The 23,824-nt window shown below is 71.0% G+C and carries 15 protein-coding genes and 1 pseudogene; 5 read left to right on the forward strand and 11 right to left on the reverse strand.

From position 1 onward, the window contains the following. Nucleotides 1–137: 137 nt before the first annotated feature. Nucleotides 138–332 carry a polysaccharide deacetylase family protein gene (locus EHO50_RS44255; protein WP_164905017.1) on the reverse strand — a complete coding sequence of 65 codons (195 nt, stop codon included), beginning with the start codon at nt 330–332 and terminating at the stop codon, nt 138–140. Here EHO50_RS44255 and EHO50_RS45375 point away from each other — a divergent pair. After that, nucleotides 280–654, forward strand: a pseudogene (locus tag EHO50_RS45375) (transposase family protein); the annotation flags it as partial. The gene EHO50_RS44255 and the pseudogene EHO50_RS45375 overlap by 53 nt on opposite strands. Before the next feature lie 12 nt (nt 655–666). On the opposite strand, the gene EHO50_RS33610 reads toward EHO50_RS45375, so the two are convergent. The 4 genes from EHO50_RS33610 to EHO50_RS33625 form a co-directional block, all read right to left on the reverse strand. Continuing rightward, complete coding sequence (locus tag EHO50_RS33610) at nt 667–1,614, reverse strand: ribosome-inactivating family protein (protein WP_164905018.1); 948 nt, start codon at nt 1,612–1,614, stop codon at nt 667–669. 347 nt (nt 1,615–1,961) lie between these two features. Beyond that, nucleotides 1,962–3,404, reverse strand: a complete 1,443-nt coding sequence (locus tag EHO50_RS33615) for a polysaccharide deacetylase family protein (RefSeq protein ID WP_128435020.1) — start codon at nt 3,402–3,404, stop codon at nt 1,962–1,964. A gap of 122 nt (nt 3,405–3,526) precedes the next feature. After that, on the reverse strand, nt 3,527–7,237 hold the full coding sequence (locus tag EHO50_RS33620; protein WP_128435021.1) for an nSTAND1 domain-containing NTPase: 3,711 nt from the start codon (nt 7,235–7,237) through the stop codon (nt 3,527–3,529). A 161-nt stretch (nt 7,238–7,398) separates the two neighbouring features. Next, the gene (locus EHO50_RS33625; protein ID WP_164905019.1) at nt 7,399–10,689 is read right to left on the reverse strand and encodes a S8 family peptidase; all 3,291 of its coding nucleotides are present in this window, start codon (nt 10,687–10,689) and stop codon (nt 7,399–7,401) included. Nucleotides 10,690–11,160: 471 nt separating this feature from the next. Here EHO50_RS33625 and EHO50_RS33630 point away from each other — a divergent pair, with 471 nt between their 5' ends. Further along, complete coding sequence (locus tag EHO50_RS33630; protein ID WP_128435023.1) at nt 11,161–11,394, forward strand: hypothetical protein; 234 nt, start codon at nt 11,161–11,163, stop codon at nt 11,392–11,394. An 18-nt stretch (nt 11,395–11,412) separates the two neighbouring features. Here the strand turns inward: EHO50_RS33630 and EHO50_RS33635 are convergent, their stop codons facing one another. Beyond that, nucleotides 11,413–12,615, reverse strand: a complete 1,203-nt coding sequence (locus EHO50_RS33635) for an IS110 family RNA-guided transposase (protein WP_128435024.1) — start codon at nt 12,613–12,615, stop codon at nt 11,413–11,415. A gap of 296 nt (nt 12,616–12,911) precedes the next feature. On the opposite strand from EHO50_RS33635, the gene EHO50_RS33640 reads away from it, so the two are divergent. Next, on the forward strand, nt 12,912–13,994 hold the full coding sequence (locus tag EHO50_RS33640) for an IS110 family RNA-guided transposase (RefSeq protein ID WP_246101652.1): 1,083 nt from the start codon (nt 12,912–12,914) through the stop codon (nt 13,992–13,994). A 318-nt stretch (nt 13,995–14,312) separates the two neighbouring features. Here the strand turns inward: EHO50_RS33640 and EHO50_RS44265 are convergent, their stop codons facing one another. The 3 genes from EHO50_RS44265 to EHO50_RS33650 form a co-directional block, all read right to left on the reverse strand. Further along, the gene (locus tag EHO50_RS44265) at nt 14,313–14,483 is read right to left on the reverse strand and encodes a hypothetical protein (protein ID WP_164905020.1); all 171 of its coding nucleotides are present in this window, start codon (nt 14,481–14,483) and stop codon (nt 14,313–14,315) included. A gap of 62 nt (nt 14,484–14,545) precedes the next feature. Then, entirely contained in the window at nt 14,546–15,931 is a 1,386-nt protein-coding gene (locus tag EHO50_RS33645; protein ID WP_128435025.1) for a glycoside hydrolase family 43 protein, read from the reverse strand. Between the two features lie 248 nt (nt 15,932–16,179). Beyond that, a complete protein-coding gene (locus EHO50_RS33650) occupies nt 16,180–16,962 on the reverse strand; it encodes an NPP1 family protein (RefSeq protein WP_128435026.1) in 783 nt (260 codons plus the stop codon). Between the two features lie 166 nt (nt 16,963–17,128). Between EHO50_RS33650 and EHO50_RS33655 the strand changes: the two genes are divergently transcribed. Beyond that, nucleotides 17,129–17,488, forward strand: a complete 360-nt coding sequence (locus EHO50_RS33655; protein ID WP_128435027.1) for an aminotransferase class I/II-fold pyridoxal phosphate-dependent enzyme — start codon at nt 17,129–17,131, stop codon at nt 17,486–17,488. Between the two features lie 930 nt (nt 17,489–18,418). On the opposite strand, the gene EHO50_RS33660 is transcribed toward EHO50_RS33655, so the two are convergent. After that, entirely contained in the window at nt 18,419–18,649 is a 231-nt protein-coding gene (locus EHO50_RS33660; protein ID WP_128435028.1) for a hypothetical protein, read from the reverse strand. A gap of 92 nt (nt 18,650–18,741) precedes the next feature. Then, a complete protein-coding gene (locus EHO50_RS45700; RefSeq protein WP_164905021.1) occupies nt 18,742–22,173 on the reverse strand; it encodes a S8 family serine peptidase in 3,432 nt (1,143 codons plus the stop codon). Nucleotides 22,174–22,495: 322 nt separating this feature from the next. Here EHO50_RS45700 and EHO50_RS33670 point away from each other — a divergent pair, with 322 nt between their 5' ends. Beyond that, the gene (locus EHO50_RS33670; RefSeq protein WP_425472305.1) at nt 22,496–23,758 is read left to right on the forward strand and encodes a sensor histidine kinase; all 1,263 of its coding nucleotides are present in this window, start codon (nt 22,496–22,498) and stop codon (nt 23,756–23,758) included. The last annotated feature ends 66 nt before the right edge of the window (nt 23,759–23,824 follow it).

Consider the following 23,824-nt stretch of genomic DNA (forward strand, 5'->3'; position numbering starts at 1 on the left):
GCGAATGCCCGGAGGTTAGGGTTCCGCGTCCAGGTGATCAATGCCTGTGTCGAAAATGAGTGCGTCGCAAGCCTGAAACGATTTAAGCGCAGGCCAGTGCCCGGAGGCGGCGTGTGGCGGTGTGACCCGCACGACGGTCACATCGTGGCGCGCAGGTGGCTGACGGTGGCGAAATGGTAGCCGCAGGCGGTGAGGGTGCGCAGGACCTCGGGGACGGCGGCGACCGAGGTGGGGTGGATGTCGTGGACCAGGACGACGTCGTTGGGTTCGGCCTGGGAGATGACGGTCCGCCGCCCGCCGCCCGCCGTCGACGGCCGAGGCCCCCGGCCCAAACGGCTCGGACCTGTGGTGGTCGGGCAAGCACCGGCTCACGGAGGGAACGTGCAGGTCATCCCCGCCCTGGACGGCTGGCCGATCTGGGCCTCGCCGGTCCACCCGGGCCGCGAGCACGACACCGCCTGCGCCCGTCGGCACGGCCCGCTCAACCGGGTCGCAGCTCGGCTGGGCGTGCCGACCCTGGTCGGTCTCGGGTACGAGAACGCCAGGGACGGCTTCCGCTACCCGGTCAAGAAGCCCGCGGGCGGCGACCTGACCGAGTCGTGTGCGAACGGGCAACTCCCTGCTCAAGACCACCTTCAAGGCCCTGCGACGGGTCAGCGATCACTGTCAGAGGAGCAGCGTGAGCGCCAGGATGAGCGCCATGCCGGTGATCGAGGAGAACTGCAGCTCACCGATGGGCGGGTGGGCCGGTACCCGGGGGTCGTCCAGACGCCTCTGGAAGTTGTTCCCGAGGCTCTGCCAGTTGTTCTCCAGACCCACCGCGGTGGCGTTCGGTTGGTAGCCCGCACCTTCGATGTTGTTGTAGACGCGGCCGGAGATCCAGTCATTGCGCGCGGCCTCGGAGATGGCCTGGATGACGTGCAGCAGGTCGCGAGCGCGTGAACGTCCCGACGCCTCGCTCCAGGCGAGATTCGTGACGGCGTCGGAAAGGTCCGTGGTGCTCAGCCTCACGGATCTCCGGGTGTACGCCCTCCCGTCCGCGCCCCTCGCGTACGCCTCGATTGAGTTGTAGCCCCCTTCGAACGGGAGTTGGAGTACTCGGGTCTGCGAGGTGGGCCGGTAGTTCGTCAGCACCCGGTCCTGCGCATTGCGAGGCCTGAAGTGGAGGTAAGTGTTGCCGCGTGGGACGTAATACCCCTGGACGTACAAGTCGCGCGCCCGGATGACCACTCGGATGTCCGCGGCGTCCCCGTGGCCGTGGGTTATGTTGCGGATATTGACGGTGAAGTAGTCGTTCGCGTTGGTCGTGGTGCCATCGACGCTGGCGTGAATGGTTCGTGACTTGACCCGCTTGCGGACCGCGTCGATCATCGATTTGTAGCCGGCCTTCCCGTCCTTCAGGAACCAGCCGATGTCCTTGCCGTCGTCGATGACGCTCCGCACGGACGTCTCGCCCCGCTGAGCGGTACCGAGCGGGGCAACCCCGTGCGGCACGGTGGCGCGTCCATCGACGACGACGGTGTCCGGCAGATTCGCCGTGGCGGCCGCCTTCCGCTCACTGCCGTCCACGGGGCTGAGGCCGGTCGTGGCCAGCCCGATCGACACTGTTGCCACAAGGGCTCCGGTGACGGCTACGGTCCATCTCCTGCGGCGGGATCCACGTACGGATACGCCGGTTTCGTTCTCCATGGCTGTGCTCTTTCTGTGTTCTTCGATACGGGCGCCGAGCCGGGCCTTGAGGTTTCAACCTGTCGGCCACCGTGCTCGGGGTCAGTGAGTCCTCGTGAGGTCTGTCAAGCTGCGAGGGCACGGGACGGGTTGAGCTCGTGGCACCGCCCATCGCGTAGGAGTGCCCAGAGGACGTTCACACGGCGGCGGGCGAGGGTGATCCGCCTCGGCGCGGTCAGCGGACCGGGTTCCAGCCGTCGGTGCCGGCCAGGTACTTCTGGGCGGTGTACGGGTCACATCGTGGCGCGCAGGTGGCTGACGGTGACGAAGCGGTAGCCGCGGGCGCTGAGGGTGCGCAGAATCTCGGGGACCGCGGCCACCGACGTGGCGTGGATGTCGTGCATGAGGACGACGTCATTGCGCTGCACCTTGGCGATGACGCTCTGCGCGACCTTCGCGGAGTCGGGGTACTTCCAGTCCTCGGTGTCCAGGGTCCACAGCACGGGGGAGAGCTTGGTGGCGCTTCGGACGGTGCTGTTGACGGCGCCGTAGGGCGGCCGGAAGAGGGTGGGGGCCTTACCGGTCGCGGCCTTGATCGCGGCGCTGGTGTGGTTGAGCTGGTAGGTGACCTCCTCGGGGGTGAGCTTGGTGAGGTCGGGGTGGTTCCAGGAGTGGTTGCCCACCTCGTGACCGGCGCGGGCCTCGGCACGCACCAGGTCGGCGTGGGCGGCGACGTTCTGGCCGACCACGAAGAAGGTGGCCCGGGCGTGGTACTGCGCGAGGTAGGTCAGCAGGGTCGCGGTCTCCGGGGCGGCGGGGCCGTCGTCGAAGGTCAGGGCGATGCACCGGACCTTCTTGCAGTCGGTGTCGTCGTCGCCGGAGGCCGTGTGTGTCGGCACGGCGGGGGCGGGCGTGGCGGTCGCCCCGAGGTCGAGTGAGCGCGACGGCTGGACGGTCTGATGCTGGGCGCGCTTGCCGAAGCCGGACAGCCAGGGAGTGACCGTCGCCTTGGAGAAGGCCACGACGTAGCGGCCGGCGGCGGCGGCGCCGACCTCGTCCCGGTCGAAGGTCACCCGCAGTCCGCCGTCCGCGGTGAAGGCCATGTCGTCCAGGATGGCGACGACGTTCGACCGATCGGCGAACGCCTCGTCCACCGTGCCCGCGTCGGTGCCGTCCCGCCCCTTGAGCTGCTTCTTCAGGGCGGCGATGAAGGCGCCCCGGGAGCCGTCGCCGACGAGTGCGAGCGCGGTGCGGTCCGCGCCCGCCTTGCCGTCGTACCAGTAAGTGCGCGTGCGCAGTCCGCCCCCTGCCGCGGTGCGGTCCTGTGTGGTGAGCCGGACGCCGAGGACGTTCCCGGAGGCGACCAGGAACTGGTGGCTGATGTTGAGTTCGCGGCCGTCGGCGCCGGTGGGGTCGTCGTCGCACAGCTGGCGGAAGGTTGCCAGGCGCTGCTCCACGTCCTTCTTCATCGCGTCCGTCATCGCGGTCGCGCCGGGTACGTCCGGGTAGCTGGTCGCGAAGGGGCAGGAGCTGTTCTCGCCGTTGTCGTTGACGATCCGCAGACCCCTGATCTTCGAGGGGTCCACGGCCCGCACCGGCGAGGTGCCGGAGGACGGTCCGGGCCGTGCTCCGGCGGTCGCGGAGTCAGATGCCCCGGAGGATCCGGACGAGCAGGCCGCCGTCAGGGAGAGCGAGCCGAGCAGCAGGAGGGAGGGGAACAGGAGACGTGTGCGCATGGGACCAGAACCTGGGCTAGAGGGCTTACCGGGTCCGATCGTCCAGGTCAGGGCCGTTTTTCAGCGACCGCTGGAGTCACTGTGAACAAAAAGGTCCCGCACTTCGCGCACGCCTTTGCCGTTCAGCGTGTTGTGGGGCACACCTGTCGGTACGGCGCGTCAGAGACGTACGTCCGCCACTGCGCCTCGGTGAGTCCTCCGCCGGCCCGCCCGCACAGGATGCGGACGACGTCGTCCGGGGCCACGGGGTGGCGCTGGAGCAGCACGTTCGGGCCGCCCGCGTAGAGGGTGGCGCCGTCGTGGGTGAAGGCGAGGGTGTCGATTCCGTCGCCGGGCGTGGGCACGTCGCTGCCGAGGAGCCGCTGCCCGGCGGTGTCCCACAGACGCAAGGTGCCGTAGCGGCCGCCCACGGCGAGGGTGGCGCCGTCGGGGGAGAAGGCGAGCGCGCCCACGGCCTCGGGCTCGCCCACGGAGACGGTGTCGGAGGTGCCGGTCAGGATGCCCATACGGTGGCGCAGGTCGCCGTCCCACAGGGTCACGTGCCCCGTGCCGTCGCCGACGGCGAGCCGGGTGCCGTCGGGGCTGAAGGCCAGCGCGGTGACCTGCTGGCCGTTGGCCAGGGCTCGCCCGCTCACACGACCGGAGGGCAGCTCGGCGTACCGGTCGGCGGAACCGGCGAGCAGCCGGCCGTCGGGCCGCAGCGCGATCCTGCCCGCATCGAGGGCGCCCAGGGTGGCCGTGCGGCGGTGGGCGGCGGTGTCCCAGACCTCGGACGTGCCGTCGCCGGTGGCGGAGCGCGCGGCCAGCAGCGTCCGTCCGCCGGAACCGAGGGCGAGAGCGGAGACGATGCGGTCCGCCGCACCGGATGTCTCGAACGACGTACGGACCCGGTGAGCGGGGACGTCCCAGACGCTGAAGCGCTGCCGAAGGGAGCCGTGCGAGGAGACGGTGTCGGCAACGGCGAGGGCCCGGCCGTCCGGGCTGAAGGCAAGCTGCGGGGGCCCCTCGCCGTCGGTCGGCAGGGGACCGAGCGTGGTGCGGGCGAGAACCGTTCCGGTGCTGGTGGAGCGGAGTTCGAAGCGGTAGCCGACGCCGGAGCGGGTGGCGGTGGCCAGGACTGTGCCGTCCGGGCTGAGCGCGGTCGCGTCGGCCGGAGTGCTCTGCCAGCGGGCGTCCAGGCGGTCGCTCAGGTCGTACGTGCGCACCGTGGCGCCGTCGAGATAGCGTAGCGTCCGGTTCTTGCCCGGGGCCCAGGTCAGGCCGCTCACCTCGGCTCCGGCCAGCGGTGTGTGGAAGACCTGCCCGCCGCCCAGGTCAAGCGACCACGCGGCGATCTCCTGGTCGTCGGCCGTGGCCAGGAACCGCCCGTCCGGCGAGAGGTCGGCCTGGGCGAAGCCACTGGTGCCGCTGCTCTGGAAGTCGGCGACCTCCCGTCCGTCGGAGATGTTCCAGACGGTGGCCGTGTTCCCGGAGACCACGGCCAGCCGCCGGCCGTCCCCGCTGAACCGCAGCAACCGGGAGCCGTGGTCCGCCCCCGAGCCGGTGCCGCAGACGGTGCCGGCCGCCTTCTCCCAGGAACCCGGCAGCCTCTTGCCGTGGACGGTGTCCCACACCTGGGGTGCGCCGTCGGCCGGGCACAGGGCGAAGATGCGGCCGCCCGGGCCGACCGCGGCGGCGGTGAAAGTGCGGGGCGTGTCCGTGGTGAACAGAACCTTGCCGTCGCCGGCCCGGTGCACCTTGACCGGACCGGGACCGTCCACTGGTCCGGTGCCATAGGAGCTGCCGTCGGGCGCCGCCCAGTAGGCCGCGTCGCCCAGCTCGGCGACCGTTCTGCGGGCGGCGAGGTTCCACAGCTCGTTGCCGTTCTGGCCGGTGAGGACGAGGAAGCGGGCATCGAGGCCGGCGTCCGAAGCCTCTGTGCCGCCGGGCAGGTGGTAGGTGGCGGTGACACGGTGGTCGGCCACGTCGCGGACGGTCACTTCGGAGCCCGTGACGGTGATGAGGGCGCGACCCTGACCGGTGAGGAAGCGCTGGGTGTTCTCGCCTGTCTGTGGGTCGGTGAAGGCGTCCCGCTCCGGCCGGGCCAGGGCGTCGAGCAGGGCCGAACGGGACTCGGTCAGCGGGGCGAGGCGCCAGGCCGCGACGGAGAGCAGGGCGGCCGTGCGGGGGTCGGCGGTGCGCATGCTGCTGGCCACGGTGGCCAGGCGGCGGGCGGCCGCCTTGGCTGCCTCCTGCTCGCTCGCCCGGTCGCGCTGCCAGGCCAGCAGGCCCGCGGCCAGGGCGAGCACGAGGAACGCGGAGAGCCCCACGGTGAGCAGGCGGGTACGGCGGGCGGTCCGTGCCCCGGCCTCCCGCTCGGCGTCGCGTGCGGCACGGGAGGCGTCGAGGAAGGCCCACTCCAGCTCGGCGAGGTCGTCCTGGGCCTGCTCGGTGAACAGCTCCTCGGCCTGGGTCAGCCGTGTCCCCCGGTACAGCGCTCCCGGGTCACGGTCCAGTTGCTCCCAGGCGCGGGCCGACTCCCCGAGGAGCCGTTGCGCCCGCAGCTGCTCCCGGCCCTCCTCGATCCAGCCGGCCAGCCGGGGCCAGCCGGTGATCAGCACCTCGTGGGCCAGCTCGACGGTGTCACCGTCCAGGGTGACCAGCCGGGCGGCGGCGAGGTGTTCCAGCGCGTCCTGGGCGTCGGGCCCCAGTTCCGCCCGGGGCGCCGGGCGGCGGGTGTCGGCGATCCCGTCCCCGGGTGCGATCAGCCGCAGCAGGATACGGCGGGCGGCGCAGGCCTGCTCCGGCGCGAGTTCGCCGTAGACCCGCTCGGCGGTCGCGGCGATCGCACCGCGCACGCCGCCGGCCTCCTCGTACGCGGCCAGGGTGAGGGTGCGGCCGCGGCGCCGGCGCCAGGTCTCCAGCAGGGCGTGCGAGACCATCGGCAGGGCGCCGGGCTGGTCGGTGACCTCGTCGATGACGCGCGCGGTCAGCGCGCGCTCCACGTTCAGGCCCTCGGCGGTCGCCGGGCCGGTGATCGCCTCCCGCAGTTCGTCCCGGCCCATCGGCCCGACCAGCAGGTTCGCGCCGCTGACCGCCTCGGCCAGTCCCGGGTGGGCGCCGCAGTGGCCGTAGAAGTCGCCGCGCACGGCGATGGCCACGCGCACTCGGCTCTCGGGGACGCGGGCGCGCAGCAGCAGGTCGAGGAAGCGGTCGCGTTCCTCGCGGTCGTGGCAGAGGGTGAACACTTCCTCGAACTGGTCGACGATCACCCAGGTGTCCAGGTCGCCGTCCTTCGGGACGAGGGCCTCCTCGTGGGTGCGCGAGGGCTGTTCACCCGGAGTGAGCACTCGGATCACCGCCGGGCGGTCGGCGCCCTGCGCCTGCCTCAGCGCGGGAATCAACCCGGCCCGCAGCAGCGACGACTTGCCGCTGCCGGAGGGGCCGAACACGGCCGCGAACCGGTGCGCGCGCACCAGGCCCAGCAGCTCGCCGACCTGCCTGTCCCGGCCGAAGAACAGGTCGCTGTCCCCCGGCTCGTAGCGGGCCAGCCCCCGGTACGGGGCCCGCTCCTCCGCCGAGGGCGCCCGCACCTCCGCGTCCGCCTCCCGCCAGCGCCGCTCCCACTCGTCGGGGTCGGCATCCAGCACCTGGGCGTACGCCCGCACCAGCGCGAGCGAGGGCAGCTGGTCGCCGGCCGCCGCCTGGGACAGGGCGGTCGTCGAGTAGCCCGCGCGCTCGGCCATCTCCCGGTACGGCGGCTTGCCCGCCTTCTCCCGCAGCAGGCGCAGTTCGTGCGCCAGCCGCTGCACCGGCCCCGCATCCGGGTCCAGCGGCTTCTCGCGTCGTCCCACCGGGCCGTACCTTTCACCCTGCAAACACACCAGTGATCGGCGCCCAACCTACGTACGGCTGCAGAGCAGGGGCAATTCCGGCCCATTACGTGGACGGGGCACCGACACGGACCTGTCTCCGGCCGGCGCGGCCGGAGACACGTCGCGCGATCGCCCCGGGGTCAGCGCACGGTGCGGTACGCGGTGTGGATGGTCTCGGTGGCGGTGTTGCCGGCGGTGTCGGCCAGGGACGCCCGGAAGGAGACGGTGCCGGGCTTCTTCGGGTGGGTGAGCGTCAGGTACCGCTTGCCGGCGCGGTCCGTGTGCACGGCAACCGGCTTCCAGGTGCGGCCGCCGTCGTACGACACGCGCACGGTCAGCGACTTCAGGTGGCCCTTGGCCGCGGCCGGACCCTGGAGCGACAGCGGCACGGTGACGCGGGCGCCCGCCTTGGCGGTACCGGTCAGGCTCAGCTTCGGGTGGAAGCGGACGACGGACAGGGGCAGCGTGCTCATCTTGCTCTCGTCGTCGCAGCGGGAGGTGAAGGTCCACACCGTCTCGACGCGGTCGCTGGCCTTGTAGTCCTTGTCGCGGGTCGCGGTCATGGCCAGCCGGTACCTTGCCGTTCCGGTCGGCATGCCGCCACCGGTCTGCTGGCAGGGGTCGGTCAGGGTGCCGAGGACGGTGGAGCCGGAGCTGAGGCGGGCGCGCACGGTGGCGTCCCCGCCGGTCTCGTTGCCGGCTCCGTCGGCGAACATGGGCACGCACACCAGCCAGTGGCCGCCGGTCCGCGTGCCGCCGAACGCGGGGGACGGCGAGACGACGGGGCCGTACACGCCGCCGTTGAGCGTGATCCGGTAGGTGCGGCCCGGCTCGAAGCGGCGGGAGCCTTGGAGGTCGACCCCATCCGAGTGGCTGCCGTTCGCGATCTGGACGCTCAGTTTCCAGCGCAGGCCGTAGTCGGTGGTCAGGTACTGCGTGAGCGAGGCGGCCGGAGCCGCGCGCCACTGGCCCTGGAGGCCCTGCACCATGGAGTTCAACGCCGGCCAGCCGGGCACGGTCCACTGGTTCTGTGGTGTGGTCTGGGCGTGGGCGAGCGTGGTGCCGACCGCGGCGTCCACCCGGGCCATACCCCGGGTGGAGGAGTAGGTGCGGGTCAGGCCGTCGAAGAAGGTGCCGGTGCGGGTCGTGACCAGGTGGTAAGCCGGTGAGGTGGCGGTGTGCTGCCAGACCCCGCCGACCTGGGCGACGAAGGATCCGGCGGGGGCGGCCGATCCGACCTGACCGAGGAAGGCGCTGCCGGGGGTGAGTGCGACGGCGTCAGCATAGTCGTACGAGGACCTGGCACCGTGGGCCGCGAAGACGATCTGGGCCGCGCGCATCGTCGCCCGCCGGTCCGGGGCGGTGACCTTGACCGGCTTGGCCCTGCGCCCGTCCAGGGCGAGGAAGGTGTCGTGGTCGAGGGTCAGGCCGGGTGCGACCAGCAGGGCGACCTTGCCGTCGGAGCCGGTGCTCTGGGAGTCGATCAGGTAGCGGCCCTTGGGCAGGCGCAGGGTGACGGTGCCGTTCCGGCCGGCGCTGTTGTCGTAGGGGGTGTACGTCCTCCCGGAGTCCAGCCCGGCCACGGTGAGCTGCGGTGTGTTGTCGCGCTTGCCGTCCCTGCGGGTCACGGTGAGGGTGAGTTCGTACGACTCGACCTCGCGGTTGACGGCCAGGGCGGTGCGCACGTTCTGTCCGTCGCCGCTCGCGGTGACCGCGCCGAAGTAGACGCCGTCGGGGCCGTCGACCCGGGTGTCGGCGGTGGCCGTGGCCTGCGCGGTGCCGCCCGCGGGGACGGTCAGCCGGGCCGGGGAGACGGTGAACATTCCGGCGGATGCGCTGCCGCCGCCGGGTGCGGAGGCGGCAGCGGCGAGGTCAAGGGTGACGGGCCGGGTGCCGGAGTTGCGGTAGGTCAGGGTCTTGGTGACGGCGGTGTCGTCGCCGTGCGGCCAGGCCTGCGTGCCGAAGGCGGCCGAGGCGGGCTCGGCGGTTACGGTCGCGTCGATGGCGCGGGTCAGGTCGACCCGGCCCGCCCCGACCTGGTAGCCGGTGGTGCCGGTCAGCGGCTTGGCGGAGGCCATCAGCGCGGCCTTGATCCGCTGGCCGGTCCAGTCGGGGTGCTCCTGGGCGAGGATCGCGGCGGCGCCGGCGACGTGCGGCGTGGCCATGGAGGTGCCTTCCAGCTTGGCGTAGCCCGGTGCCACCGGCTCGGCCTCGCTGTGCGCGGCCTTCGCGGCGATGATCCCCACGCCGGGCGCGGCGATGTCGGGCTTCAGGGCACCGTCCGCGTTCGGACCGCGGCCGGAGAAGACGGCGATCTTGTCGGCGTGGTCGACCGCGGCCACGGTCAGGGCGGACGCGGCCGAGCCGGGGGTGACGAGGGAGCCGTCGGAGGGGCCCTCGTTGCCGGCGGCCACCACGAACAGCGCTCCGGAGGACGCCGACAGGTCGTTCACCGCCTTCTCCAGCGGGTTGGTCCCCGGAGTGTCGGGAGTGCCCAGGCTCATGTTGACGACCTTGGCGCCTTGTGCCACCGCCCACTGCATCCCGGCGATGATCTGCGAGTCGCTGCCGTGGCCGAAGTCGTCGGTGACCTTGCCGACGAGCAGCTTCGCGCCGGGCGCCACGCCCCTGTACTTCCCGCCGCTCATCGCGCCCGAGCCGAGGATGGTGGAGGCCACGTGAGTGCCGTGGCCGGTCAGGTCGACGGGCGAGCCACCGCCGGTGAAGTCCTTGGCGGCGAGGAGGCTGTTCTTCACGTCCGGGTGGGTGGCGTCGATACCGCTGTCCAGCACGGCCACCTTCACCCCCTTGCCGTCGTAGCCGGCCTTCCAGGCGGCCGGGGCGCCGATCCGCGCGACTCCGCTCTTCGGGTCGAGGGCGGCGCCGACCTGCGAGGTCACGGTGACCCGGCCGTCCAGCCACACCCGGTCGATACCGGGCGCCGCCGTCACAGCGTTGCTCCGGCCGACGGGGTCGGTCAGCGCCCGCCACGCCTTCGCGGCGTCCGCCTTGTCGGCGGTCAGCGCCTCGCCGTGGACGGCCGGGAGCCTGCGCTCGACATCGGTGTCGGTGGCGAGGACGTGTCGGGCGTCGTCGTACCCGTCCTTCACCAGCTCCGTCACGTCGAACAGCCGGCGGTCGAGTCGCCCGTCGGCCAGCAGTTTGGCCGCGTCGAACGGAATGACGTAGGTGTGGCCTCCGGAGTGCCGTACCGAGTGACCGACGCCCTCCCGGCCCTTGCCCGGGCGGACATCGGTCACCCTGCCCTGGCCGTCGACGCCGACGGTGTCACCGGTCACCAGCGTCACGTGCGCGGTCGCCCGAGCCGGTCCGCTCGCACTTCCGGCGGACCGGTCCGTCGGCGCACTCGGTGCCGCGGAGGTGACGGTGGCGGAGACGGTGAGCCCGGCCACCGCCAGCAGTGCCGCCATGCCGTACGCGGTACGCCGTGCCGTCAGTCTCTTCCCGCCGCGGCTGTGCTTGTTCCGCACTGTGCTGTCTCGCTTCCCCATCGGTCGGTGGATGGTCCCGGAGGTCGGTGGATGGTCCCGGGCAAAGCCCGTCTGAGCGGGCGCGTGGGCGACCCCGGGCCCACACAAAAAAGGGGGGCGTGTGAGCCGGGGCCGTCCGAGCCGTCGGCGGGGGAGTGCCGTCGACCGGGATCGAGTCTTGGGCCGCGGGGAATTGGTCAGTAGCCCCTCACGGGCACTGAAAAATCCGGAGAAGCCGTCCCTGCGCGCGAGGTCTCGGCCGTTCAGCCGATGTGCGCGCCGCGTCGCGTCGCGGCACGTGGCCTTTCGGCTGATCCCGCGGGGCCGGGGGGGGTGCCCCTATGTGTTTGGTCAAGGTCGAAGGCCAGTAGGTTCGTGTGGTCGAGGGCGGGCCGAGCCGTAGGGGTGTGCATGGGTGATAGCCAGGTGACGATCAAGCTCACGAGTGACGAGGCACTGGTCCTGTCGCACTGGCTGGAGAAGCTTCAGATGACGGACCTCAGTCGTGTTGTCGACGATCCGGCGGTCTGGGCGCCGATCCATCGGATCGCCGGAACACTCGACAAGGCGCTTCCCGAGCTGTTCGCGCCTGATTATGACCAGCAGCTTGAGGCCGCTCGGCAGAGGCTGCGGCCGGAGGACTGATCGAGCGGTCTCAACTCCTCACCGAGCTGCGGCGGGCTGGGGTTCGTAGAAGGTTTTGTCGCGGAGCATCGCGAAGAGCACGTCTGCTCGGCGTCGGGCGAGGCAGAGGAGAGCCTGGGTGTGGTGCTTTCCCTGAGCAATCTTCTTGTCGTAGTAGGTGCGGGAGGCGGGGTCGGCCAGGGCGGCGAACGCGGAGAGGAAGAAGGCCCGTTTGAGCTGCTTGTTTCCCCGTCTGGAGGGCTGTTCGCCGCGGATGGAGGACCCGGAGCTGCGGGTGGCTGGGGCGAGGCCGGCGTAGGCGGCAAGGTGGGCGGCGGACGGGAAGGCGGTGCCGTCGCCGACGTCGATGAGGATGCGGGCTCCGGTCCTGATGCCGATGCCGGGCATGGACGTCAGGACCTTGGAAAGAGGGTGGGCCTCCAGCAGTTCCTCGATCCGGTGGGCGAGGATTTTGCGCTGGTCGAGCACCGCCTGGAGTGAGTTGGCGAGGCTCGGGACGATCAGCGCGGCCGCGTCTGTGCCCGGAACGACGACGGTCTGTTCGTCGAGTGCGGTGAAGACGTCGTTGATCAGACGCTCGGCCATGCGGGGTGCCTTCGGGCGGATCAGGGTGATGAGTCGTCGGCGTCCGGCCTTGCGGATCTGTGCCGGCGAGCCGAACTGGTCCAGCATTCTGAGGACGGCCGGGTGCTGGATGCGCGGGCCGATGACTCGTTCCAGGTGTGGGTGGATCTGGGTGAACAGGCCGCGGAGCCGGTTGGAGAGGCGGTTCGCCTCGGCGGCGAGGTCGTCGTCGAAGCCGACGATCATCTGGAGCTCGGCGATGGTCTCGTCGTCGAGGTCGACCGAGCGAAGCGTGTGCGGCATCGCCCGGGCCGCGTCGGCGATGATGAACGCGTCTTTCGCGTCGGTCTTGGCCTCGCCGGGATAGAGATCGGCGATCCGCCGCATCGTTAATCCGGGCAGGTAGGCGATGTGGCAGCCCAGGTCCCGGGCGACTGCCAGCGGCAGGGCCCCGATCGAGGCCACCTGGTCGACGATGACGAGGACGGTGCCGTGTTTGGCCTGCAGCCCGGCGAAGACCTCGCGGAGCTTGGGTTCGCTGTTGGGCAGCCGCTTGTCGAAGGTCTTCTTCCCGGCCGGGGTGAGTGCGGTGGCGTGGTGTTCGCCCTTGCCGACGTCCAGTCCGAGGTAGACGTCGATGTCGCTGGTGTCGATCACGTCGTGGTTCCTTCGGTGCTGTTCACCCGGCCTGCCACGGCACTGATCGCCACATCCACATTACGAAGAGCCTCCCGACCTGCGAAGAAGCCGGTGGTCATGCCCCTGACTTGTTAAATCGACCTCAGACGCCCGGTCTGCAGCCGTAGCGTCCAGGGTGCCGGTCGGCACGGGCTCGCATTGCCCCATGCCGCCCCGCAGGGCTGGCTCATGATTAGCGTGCCGCCGCCGTCCGGCACCCGCGCGGTGTGGCTCGACAGAGGCATGAATGTGTGAGACCGCAACTTCAAGTCAGGGTGCCCACCGCACACTTCTGCCCCATCGAGCATCTGGTCAGGAAGCGCGTGATCACCATCGGGATCGACCCCCACAAGTCCTCTCACACCGCTGTCGCGATCGATGCGGCAGGCCACAAGATCGGCCAGCGGAAGTTCGTCGTCAACGCCGGAACCTTCGGCCAGCTCGTCCGGTGGTGCGAGCCGTGGTCCGAGCGCCGCTTCGCGGTCGAGGGCGCCGGCGGCCTTGGGCGGACGCTCGCCCAGCAGCTGGCCGCGGCTGGCGAAGACGTGGTCGACGTGCCCTCGACCCTGTCCGCCAGGGCCCGCCTCTTGGCCACAGGTGGAGATCGCAAGACCGACCCCGCCGACGCGCTGCACGTCGCCCAAGTCGCACTGTTCCGCGCCGACTTACGCAAGGTCACTTCTGAGGGCCAGTCGACGATCCTGCGGCTGCTGACCGAGCGGCACGACGACCTGGTCAACGAACGCACCCGCCTCACCAACCGGCTTCATGCACTGCTGCGTGACCTGCTGCCCGGAGGGGCTCCGACCCGGCTCTCGGCGGACAAGGCCGCCGCCCTGATGAAGGGCATCCGGCCCATCACTGCGACCGACAACTGCCGACGCGACCTCGCCCGCGATCTGCTGGCAGACCTTCGCCGGCTCGACCGGCAGGTCAGGGACAACGAAGCGCAGATGCGCGAAGCCCTCGCGGCTTCCCGCACGACACTGACCGCGCTGCCGGGCCTCGGGACTGTGCTGGCCGCCAGAGTCCTCGGCCACATCGGCGACATCAGCCGATTCCCCACGGAACACCACTTCGCCAGCTACACGGGAAGCGCGCCGCTGGATGCCTCCAGCGGCCGGCATGTCCGTCACCGTCTCAACACCGGCGGCAACCGGGCCTTGAACTCGGCACTGCACATCATCGCCGTCTGCCAGATCCGGGACGGCGGCCGCGGTCAGGAGTACTACCTGCGCAAGATCGCCGAAGGAAAGACACCCGCCGAAGCCCGTCGGGCCTTGAAGCGGCGCCTGTCGAACGTGGTCTATCGGATCATGAAGCGCGATCAACGACACCAACTCGCAGCAGTCGCTTGACACACAGAGGCGCTAATCAGCGGTCTGTCAGTGCCTTCGGAGCTGGTGACACCACCCCCCCGGGCCATGCACTCGACAAGGGGAGGTAGTCATGCCAACTCCGAAGGCCGGTAACCCCGTTGCGGGGCTACGAAGACGGTAATGGGGAGGTCAGGGTCGCGCCGTGGATCTTCTGAGCAGCGTGCGTGCCCTCGGTACGCCTCCCGGACCGGACGGCCGTCGGCGGGGCCTTCTGAAGGCGTTCGGCATCGTGCTGCTCTTGCCGGCGGCAGGCGTGGACCAGTTGTTGGCCGGCGTTGACGGCCGACCGCTGTGGCCTCAGCTGGTGGTGTTGCCGGCGGAGCTGTTCCAGGAGGCCGAGCCCGTCGGTGGCGGGGTGGCCCCGGCCTGGTTGGTGCTGATGGCGGTCGGCTCGGCGGACAGCGGTGGCGACGGCTTGTGGCCGGCCTGGGATGTCAGGCCGGCCAGACCGGGGGTGAGGACGCGCACGGTGATGCGTCCAGTCCGGTTCCGCGCGGAGGTGTACTACGAGACAGGGGTGCCTTCCAGGGTCAGTACCCGACCCGGAAGGTCGCGTCCTGCCGGGCCGTGGTCGAGGAGACCGGGTCGATGCGCAGCATGAAGTTCGAGTGGCGGATGTAGCGGGTCGGGAAGTTGTACGAACGGAACGACGCCCAGCTCGAGTCCGCCAGGCCCGCTTCGCGGTAGAAGGTCGCGTCGGCGGCGAACTGCGAGGTGCCGTCGTTCACGTCCAGCTGGAGCCCGTAGTTGATGTGCCGGAGGTAACGGGTCGGGTAGTTTGACGACCGGAAGGAGACCCCGGAGCTGTCGGCGAGCCCGGGGACCAGGGTCCACTGCGAGTCCCTGTAGGGCGTGATCGGGTACTCGTCGAGCTGGGCCACGAAGCTGGCGTGGCGGACGTAACGGCCCGGGAAGTTGTACGACTTGAGCCGGTTCCAGGTCGGGGTGCCCCACTTGGCGAGCAGGTTGTTGTACTCGGCCGTGGTGATCGGCGTGATGCCGCAGTGCTTGGAGTTGACCGGCTGGGTGTAGGTCTTCTGGTCGAGGGGGGTCCAGGTGGCCGAGGCGAGGTCGGTGGACTGCCAGGCGTAGAAGACGCCGTTGGGCCGGTAGTTGTCGCCCCACAGGTACCAGGTGTTGGACGACAGGGACTTGACGATCGTGGGGGCCTCGGTGTTGCCGTTGTGTGAGGCGCCTTCGTTGGTGCTGAACTCGGTGAAGCTGCCCGGGTCCAGGGTGGTGGATCTGGCTGCCACCAGTTTGTCGACCTTCTTGAAGAAGAGGTAGTTGTAGCCGCCCACACCCAGGGCCATGTCGCCGTCGATGACTTCGTATCCGGGGTCGAAGAAGACCTGCGGGGTGGAGGCGGTGACGAAGTCGCTGGTGTAGTTGACCATGATCACGTTGTGGCCGCTGCCGTTGACCGAGGAGTAGATGACCGCGTACTGGCCGCGGCCGGCGTCCCAGAACGCCTCGGGTGCCCAGCTGTGGGTTTCCATGCCGTGCAGCTTCATGCGCCGGTAGCCGGTGAACGTGCGCAGGTCGGCGGAGTCCCAGACGTGGATGTACTGGCTGTTGTAGCTCCAGTTGGTGCCCTTGAGGTCGGTGGCGAGGACGACGAAGGTGCCGTCCTGCTTGCGCAGGACGAACGGGTCGCGCAGGCCGAGGGCGCCCTCGGTGGGGGTGGCGACGGGGTTGTTCTGGTTGAGGGGCGTCCACTCGAGCCCGTCGGGGCTGACGGCCAGGTGCAGGTTGTAGTCGGTGCCGGAGCCGCGGTTGTTCGTCTCGGTGAAGTACACCATCGCGTACGCCGAGTCGGCCGCGTGGGCTGTGCCCGTGCCGAGGGTCAGGGCGAGGGGGACGGCGGCGGTCATGCCCAGGAGGGTGCGGCGGGACAACTGCGGGTTTGCGCTCATCTTGCTCTCCGAGGTGGCGTGCGGGGGTGCCGGAAATTGCCCGACATTTCGAACAAGGTTCGGGAAATCGATCAGAATGTAGGGTCTGGCCATCGGAGCGTCAACCGTTCTGACGTGCTCTTTGTGGATCCTGTGCCGCAGGGTGCGAACCGGCGCGCCCCGGGATCTACCTCTGTCGATCCCCGCCGGCGCCCCGCCGGGACAGGGGGAGTGTCCCGGCGGGGACGGCTCGGGAGGGGGCCCGTGCGTCAGAACGCGGGGACCGATGAGGGCCGGGCCTCGTTGATGTTGTGGACGAGGTTGCCGGCCAGCGGGAAGTTGGCCTTGCCCCAGTCGGCGTTGGACAGCTTGGTCTGCAGGTCGCTCCTCATCCGGTCCAGGGTGACCAGGCCCGGCTTGTCCCAGCCGCCGTTGCTCCAGGCCTCCGGCACCTCGCCCCACTTGGCGAAGCGGAAGGCGTGCGTGCCCCCGCCGTCCTTGTGGTAGACGATCTTTACGTGGTTGCCGTCCATGGGCACCTCGTTGATCGGGTGGGTGCTGAAGTTGCCGTGCCGGGAGGCGGCCAGGTAGCGGGGGCGCTCCTCACCCTGCTTCTGGAAGACCACGACGGACTCCCAGTCGTGACGATGCCCGATGCGGTCCGTCCCGGCCGTCCCCTGGTCCTTCTCGAAGTAGAGGGCGTAGACGTACGCGCACCAGCCGTTTCTGCACAGCGACTGCGCGTACGTGTTGGCTTTGCCGAGGTGACCGGCCCGGCAATCGCCGGTGATCGGCCCGCTGTTCTTGAGGCCGCCGTTGAGAGTTCCGTTCGTGTCGATGGCCGCTGCGGGGAAGCAGCTGTCCGAGTCGTAATCGAACAGCGGCATGTACTTCTTCTGGAAGGCGGTGGCGTTCGGAGTCAGCGGGGTCAGCACGGCGGCGGAGGCGCTGCCCTGCAGGCCGACGGTCAGCGCGGTGGCGCTGAGCGCGACGAGCAAAGCCTTGCCGAGGCGGCCGCGGGAACTCCTGCTGCGCTTGACTGCGTGGGACATGTGCTGCGTCTCCAGTTGCTCGGTCTGCCGGGAATCCGGCGTGGTTCGTGCCGGGAATCGGGAAATCCGGCGGGACGAGACCGAGATTGGAGAGCGGGACGTTGTTCAGCAGGCCGTTTGGTCAGGGTGAAAAATTTTCGCGCCGAGGATTGGCCGGCCGTTTCCGATGTCGTCACGCACCGCACACCCCGGGGGCGCCTACAACGAAGGGCCACTGCAGGACGGGGACGACGAAGGGCTTCCGGCGGGACAGTCGGCCGTGTGTCCACCGGGCCGAGTGTCCGCCGTGGCGGATGTGGTGCGGCGCCACGATCTGCTCGTCGTCGCCGATGAGTTGCACGCGGATCTGGTGTACCGGCCGCACCGGCGCCTGCCGTTGGCTGCGCCGACCCCCGAGATGGCTCGGCGGGCGGTGACCATGACCTCGGCGAGCAAGGCCTTCAACCGGCCGGGCTGCATGGTGCGGTCGTCGATGCCGCGGCGCGCGGTGGCCGCAGGCTCGCGGCGCCCGGTGCACCGGGCGTAGCAGTCCGCCCGTACGGCGATGCTCACCCGCAGTCGGCTGTCCGGCTCCCGGCGGCGCGCAGCAGGTCGATAAAGCGGGCCCGCTCCGCACGCTCCCGGCACAGGTGAAGACCTCCTCGAACTGGTCCAGCACCCAGCTCGCCGGCTTGTCCTTCGCCGGGGCCGGCAGATGCCCGTACGTCGCCACCGGCCACGTGCCCGGCGTCGGCACGCGCAGCACGGCGGGTCGGCCCCGCTTCCCGATTCCCGGCGAAGGGAGGGGAACAGCCCGGCCCGCAGCAGGGAGGACTTCCACCAGCGGATCCCGGCCGAAGAAAAGGTCACGGTCGTCCGGCTGGAACCGTGCCGACCCCGGTAGGGTGCCCGCCCGTCCTCCTCCGCGTGGAGCAGAGCCTGAGCGGTGTCCGCCTCATTCCCCGCGTCCCCGCTTCGTGGGTGCGGCCCCGCCGCGCGCGTGGTGTGGATGACAGCGGCGGAAGGGCGGAGGCCCTGGCCCTGCCCGAACACTGGCCAGAGGCAGGGCCTCCGTGGTTCAGGGGGCAACGGTCACCAGTGGAAGTGGAAGGTCCCGTACTCCCGTACCTTGATGTTGTCCGCCCAGGAGCAAATGCGTACCGTCGGGCGCCCTCGTCGCCGGCGCGGACGTAGGCATCCACGAAGTCACCGATCCGCCACCGGCGCTCGACCACACGGATGGGCTGGGCGAACTTCCCCGGCCTGTACCAGGCCGGACGTGTAGGTCATCGAGGTGCTCGAGGAGCGGTGGCCCCCGGCGAGCGACGCTATCGCGCGGAACGGCTCCTTCTTCGCCTCGCCTCCGATGGTCATCCCGACCGACCACTGGTACGACGTCGTCTTGCTGACGGCCTTGCTGTGGGTGCAGTTCTGCGGGGCGTTCCACGCGCACCGGGGGTTACCCGGAGACCGGGGGTTACCCGGAGACCGGGTGGCGCTGGAGCAGCACGTCCGGGTCGCCGGCATTCAGGGTGGCACCGTCGCCGGTGAAGGCGAGGGTGTCGATCTCGTCGCCTGGTGTGGGCAGGTCGCTGCGGAGGAGCCACTGCCCGGCGGTGTCCCCCACAGGCGCAGGGTGCCGTTGGTCGTGGGCGGGCCGCTGGACCGGACCCGCGTCCGGATCCAGCGGCTTCTCCCGTCGTCCCACCGGGCGGCACCTTCCCACCTTCAACAAGCTGTGGGGGCCGAAGCCAGGTTTCCGCCCGATGTCCCGTCAATCCCGGCCGTGCGTTGCAGCGCTCACCGCACCGTGCGGTAGGCGTTGTGGATCGTGCCGGCGTAGGTGTTGCCCTCGGTGTCGGCCAGGGAGGTCCGGAAGGAGACGGTGCCGGGCTTCTTCGGGTGGGTGAGGGTCAGGTACCGCTTGCCGGCGTCGTTCGTGTGGACGGTGACCGGCTTCCAGGTGCGGCCGCCGTCGTATGACACGCGCACGGTCAGCGACTTGAGGTGGCCCTTGGCCGCGGCCGGGCCCTGGAGCGACAGCGGCACGGTGACGTGGGCGCCCGCCTTGGCGGTGCTGGTCAGGCTCAGCTTCGGGTGGAAGCGGACGACGGAGAGGGGGAAGGGGACCCCCTTGGTCTCGCCGTTGTCGCGGGAGGTGAAGGTCCACGCCGCCGCCACGTGGTCGCTGGTCCTGTAGTCCTTGGCGCGGTCGGTGCTGATGGACAGCCGGTAGCGCGTCGGCGCGGCGGGCAGGCCGCCGTAGACGTTCAGGCAGGTGTCGTCCGTGGTGGAAGTGAAGACCCGGGAGCCGGAGCTGAGCCGGGTGGTGATGGCGGCCTGGGGGAGGTAGGCCAGGTTGCCCGGGCCGTCGGAGAACATCGGCACGCACACGTAGTAGTACCCGCCGAGCCGTTTGGCGCCGGTTCCGGACGCCGGCGCTACGGCCGGGCCGTGGACGCCGCCGTTGAGGGCGACCCGGTAGGTGCGGCCCGGCTCGAAACGGCGGGCGGTGAGGAAGGAGACCGAATCCTCGTTGTGCGAGCCGTTGGCGATCCGGGCGCCCAGGTTCCAGCGCAGACCGCGGTCGGTGCTCAGGTACTGCACGAGAGAGGCGGTCGGGGCCGGACGCCGGGCGCCTTCCGAAAAGAGGGACGCCCGGTCGAGCTGCGGCCAGTCGGGGGTGGACCAGCTCACCTGGGGGGCGGTTCCGGCCTGGGGCAGGGCGGTGGCGACGGAGGTGTTCACCCGGGCCATGCCCCGGGTGGAGGAGAAGGTGCGGTTCAGGCCGGTGAAGAAGGAGCCGGAACGGGTGGTGACCAGGTTGTACGTCGGTGAGGTGGCGGTGCGCTGCCAGATCCCGCCGAGCTGGGTGACGAAGGAGTCGGCCGGGGTGCCGGGGCCGACCTGGCCGAGGGTGGTGTCGGCGTCGACGGTGTTTCCGCCGGCGTAGTCGTAGCCCGACTTGGCGCCGTGGGCCGCGAAGAGGACCTGCGCGTCGCGCAGGGTGGCCCGGCGGTCGGGGGCGGTGACCTTCACCGGCTTGGCCTTGCGCCCGTCGAAGGTGAGGGCGGTGTCGTGGCCGAGCACGAGGTGGGGCGCCACCATCAGGGCGGTCCTTCCCCGGGGATCGATGCTCTGGACGTCGATCAGATAGCGGCCCTTGGGCAGCCGCAGGGTGACCGTGCCGTCGGGGTGGTCCTTGTCGTCGTCGAAGGGCGTGTACTGCTTGCCGGTGTCCAGACCCGCCACGGTGACGCCGGGCCCGTCGTCGCGCTTGCCGTCGCGGCGGGTGACCGTCAGGGTCAGCTTGTACGACTCCACCTCACGGATGACGCCCAGGGCGGTGCGCACGCTCTGTCCGCCGCAGGTCGCCGTCACGGCGCCGGAGTAGGCGCCGTCTGCGCCGCCGAGCCGGGTGTCGGCGGTGACCGTGGCCTGCGCGGTGCCGCCGGCCGGGACGGTGAGCCGGGCCGGGGAGAGCGTGAACATGCCGGTGGGTGCGTTGCCGCCGTCGGGGCCGGTGGCGTCGGCGGTCAGGTCCAGGGTGAGGGGCTTCGTGCCCGGGTTGCGGTAGGTGAGCGTCCGGGTCACCGGCCGGTCGTCATGGTGCGGCCAGCTCGCGGTGCCGAAGTCGACGGACGACGGCTCGGTGATGACGTCGGCGCCGGTCGCCCGGGTCAGGTCGACCCGGCCCGCCCCGGCCTCGTACGCGGTGGTGCCGGTCAGAGGCTTCACCGACGCCGTCAGCGCGGCCTTGATCTGCTCGCCGGTCCAGCCGGGGTGCTCCTGGGCGAGGATCGCGGCGGCGCCCGCGGTGTGCGGGGTGGCCATGGAGGTGCCCGACATCGACACGTAGCCGGGCGCCACCTCCTCGCCCTCGCTGGTGTGCGCGGCCTGCGCGGCGACAATGTCGACGCCGGGTGCGGCGATGTCCGGCTTCAGGCGGCCGTCGGCGGTCGGGCCGCGGCTGGAGAAGTCGGCGATCTTGTCGTGGCGGTCCACCGCGGCGACGGTCAGCGCGGCCGCGGCGGAGCCGGGAGTTCCGAGGGTCGTGTCGGAGGGACCCTCGTTGCCCGCGGCGATCACGAACAGGGCATGGGAGGAGGCCGACAGGTCGTTCACGGCCTTCTCCATGGGGTCCACCCCTGGGGTGTCGGTGGAGCCCAGGCTCATGCTGACGACCTTGGCGCCCTGCGCCACGGCCCACTGCATACCGGCGATGATCGACGAGTCGGATCCGACTCCGGTGTCGTCCAGGACCTTGCCGACCAGCAGCTTCGCGCCGGGCGCCACACCCTTGTACTTGCCGTGGCTCTTCGCCCCGGAGCCGACGATGGTGGAGGCGACATGGGTGCCGTGCCCCTGCCCGTCGGAAGTGGAGCCGGAGTCGGAGAAGTCCTTCGCCTTGAGGATGCTGCCCTTCAGGTCCGGGTGGGTGGCGTCGACGCCGGTGTCCAGGACGGCCACCTTCACGCCCTTGCCGTCGTAGCCCTTCTTCCAGGCCTCGGGGGCACCGATCTGCGCGACACCGCCCTCGGGGTCTGGGGCGCCGTTGTCCTGGGAGGCCGCCGTCTCGACCCGCCCGTCGAGCCACACCCGGTCGATACCGGGCGCGGTGGTCACGGCGGTGCGGTCGCCGACGGGGTCGGTCAGCGCCCGCCACACGTCGCCGGCGTCCGGCTTGTCGGCGGACAGCGCCTCGCCGCGGATGGCGGGCAGCAGACGCTCGACCTCGGCGTCGGCGGAGGCCAGAGCCCGCTTGGTACCGGCCCGGGTGCCGCTGCCGCCCCGATAGGAGACGATCAGCGGCAGCCGACCCAAGTGGGCGTCGTCGTAGCCGTCCTTGACGAGCTGGGTGACGTCGAACAGGCGGCGGTCCAGCCGTCCGCTGCCCAGCAGCCGGTTCGCGTCCTGCGGGACGACGTAGGTGTGGCCGGCGAACCGCCGTACGGACAAGCCGATGTGTCCGCGGCCCTTGCCGCGCCGCACATCGGTCACCCGGCCCGTCCCGTCCACGCTCACGGTGTCGCCGGTCACGAGTGTCACGCGGGCGGCGGCCCGGGCCGAGTCGCTCGCCGCCGCGGCTGACAGGCCCGCCGCCGATGGGCCCGCTGTCGCCGGGGTGACGGTGGTGGCGGTGAGCCCGGCCAGCGCCAGCAGGGCCGGTATCCCGTACGCGGCGCCCCGCGCCGTCAGTCTCTTCCTGCTGCTGTCGTGCTTGTTCCGCAAGGTGCTTTCTCGCTTCCCCATAGGTCGGTGGATGGTCCCGAGTCGCGGCCGCCTGCGCGGGCGCATGGGGCGGCCCCGGGCTGCACGAGGGGGGTGTGAGCCGGGGCCGCCTGAGACCGTCGGCGGGGGGCTGCCGTCGGTCGGAACCGAGTCTTGGACGCGGGGGGATTGGTCAGTAGCCCGTCGCGGGCACTGAAAAATCGGGGAGAAGTCCTGTTCTCGGGGAGTCTCGGCCGTTCGGCCGATTGCGCGGCCCTGCCGCATCGCGGCGTGTGGCCTTTCGGCTGATCCGGCTGTGCCGGCGGGGGATTAGGGTCGGGCCGTGGATCTCCTGAAACGCGTGCGTGCCCTTGATGTGTCCGGCGGACCGGGACCGGCTGCCCGCTGGCAGGTCCTTCTGCGGGCGTTCGGCATCGTCCTGCTGTTGCTCGCGGCAGGTGTGGACCTGGTGATGGCGGGTTTCGAGGGCAGGCCGCTGTGGCCTCAGCTGGTCGTGCTGCCGATCGGTCTGGCGGCGGTCCTCTGGCCCGCTCACGTGCGGCCGGCGTGGCTCACCGCGGCCGTGCGCACTGCCGTGCCCGCGGCCCTCTCCGGCACGATGACGGCGGTCGCGTTCCTGTCCGGCCGGGAGCTGTGGTACGGCCCGGGCGAAGTCGTGATCCTGCTGTGCCTGCTCCTGATCGCGGTGCGTGACTGCCCCACGCCATGGGCGGCGGTGTGCGGCGTTCTGGTCGGTGCGGCGGTTCTCGCCCTGCCCTACAGAGCGGTTGCCGGCCACCCCTATGCCACGTCGGTCAACCCGTTCCAGTTCCTGCTGCCGACGGGTGCAGTCGCCGGACTCGGCGGGTACCTGCGCACCCTGGACCACCGCCGCCGCGTCGCGGTCACCGAGACACAGCGGGCCGAACGCCTCGCCATGGCCGCCGATCTGCACGACTTCGTGGCCCACCATGTCACCGGGATCCTGGTGCAGACGCAGCTGGCCCAACTCCTCGCCACCTCGGAACCCGAGCGTCTGGGCGGCATCCTGAAGGACGTCGAACGCGCCGCCGTGGAGGCCCTCGCCTCCATGCGCCGCACCGTCGGTCTGTTGCGCGAGGTCCCCGAGTTCGCCGAGGCCGGGACCGACGACCGCGGTCCGAGGGGCGATCTGGCCGCGCTCCCCGAGCTGGTGGAGGGCTTCCGCGGGCCCGTCGGCCCCGAGACCGCGCTGCGCCGCGATCCCTCAGTCCCCGACGACCTGCCGCAGGAAGTCCAGGCCGCTGCCTACCGGGTCGTCCAGGAGGCCCTCACGAACGTACGGCGGCACGCCGCCGACGCCACCGAGGTGACAGTCGGCCTGACCTACGACGGCCGCGTGCTGGAGGTGACGGTACGCGACGACGGCCGCGGCGGCAGCCGGTTGCCCAAGGCCGCACGCGGCGGCGGCTTCGGCCTGGTCGGCCTCACCGAACGGGTCACAGCGCTCGGCGGCAAGCTGCGTACGGGACCCCGCTCCGACCGCCGCGGCTGGGAAGTTACGGCGACTCTGCCTGCGGAGAGGAGCCGTCGTGACCGCCTCGGTGCGCTCGGCCCCACGCCGTAGAGAGCGGGAGCGCGGCCACCATCGCCCTGGTGGCGACCAGCGGCCACTGCGGGGAGCCGGTTGAGC

Origin of the sequence: Streptomyces cyaneus (assembly GCF_004028635.1) — a bacterium.
Lineage (GTDB): Bacteria > Actinomycetota > Actinomycetes > Streptomycetales > Streptomycetaceae > Streptomyces > Streptomyces cyaneus.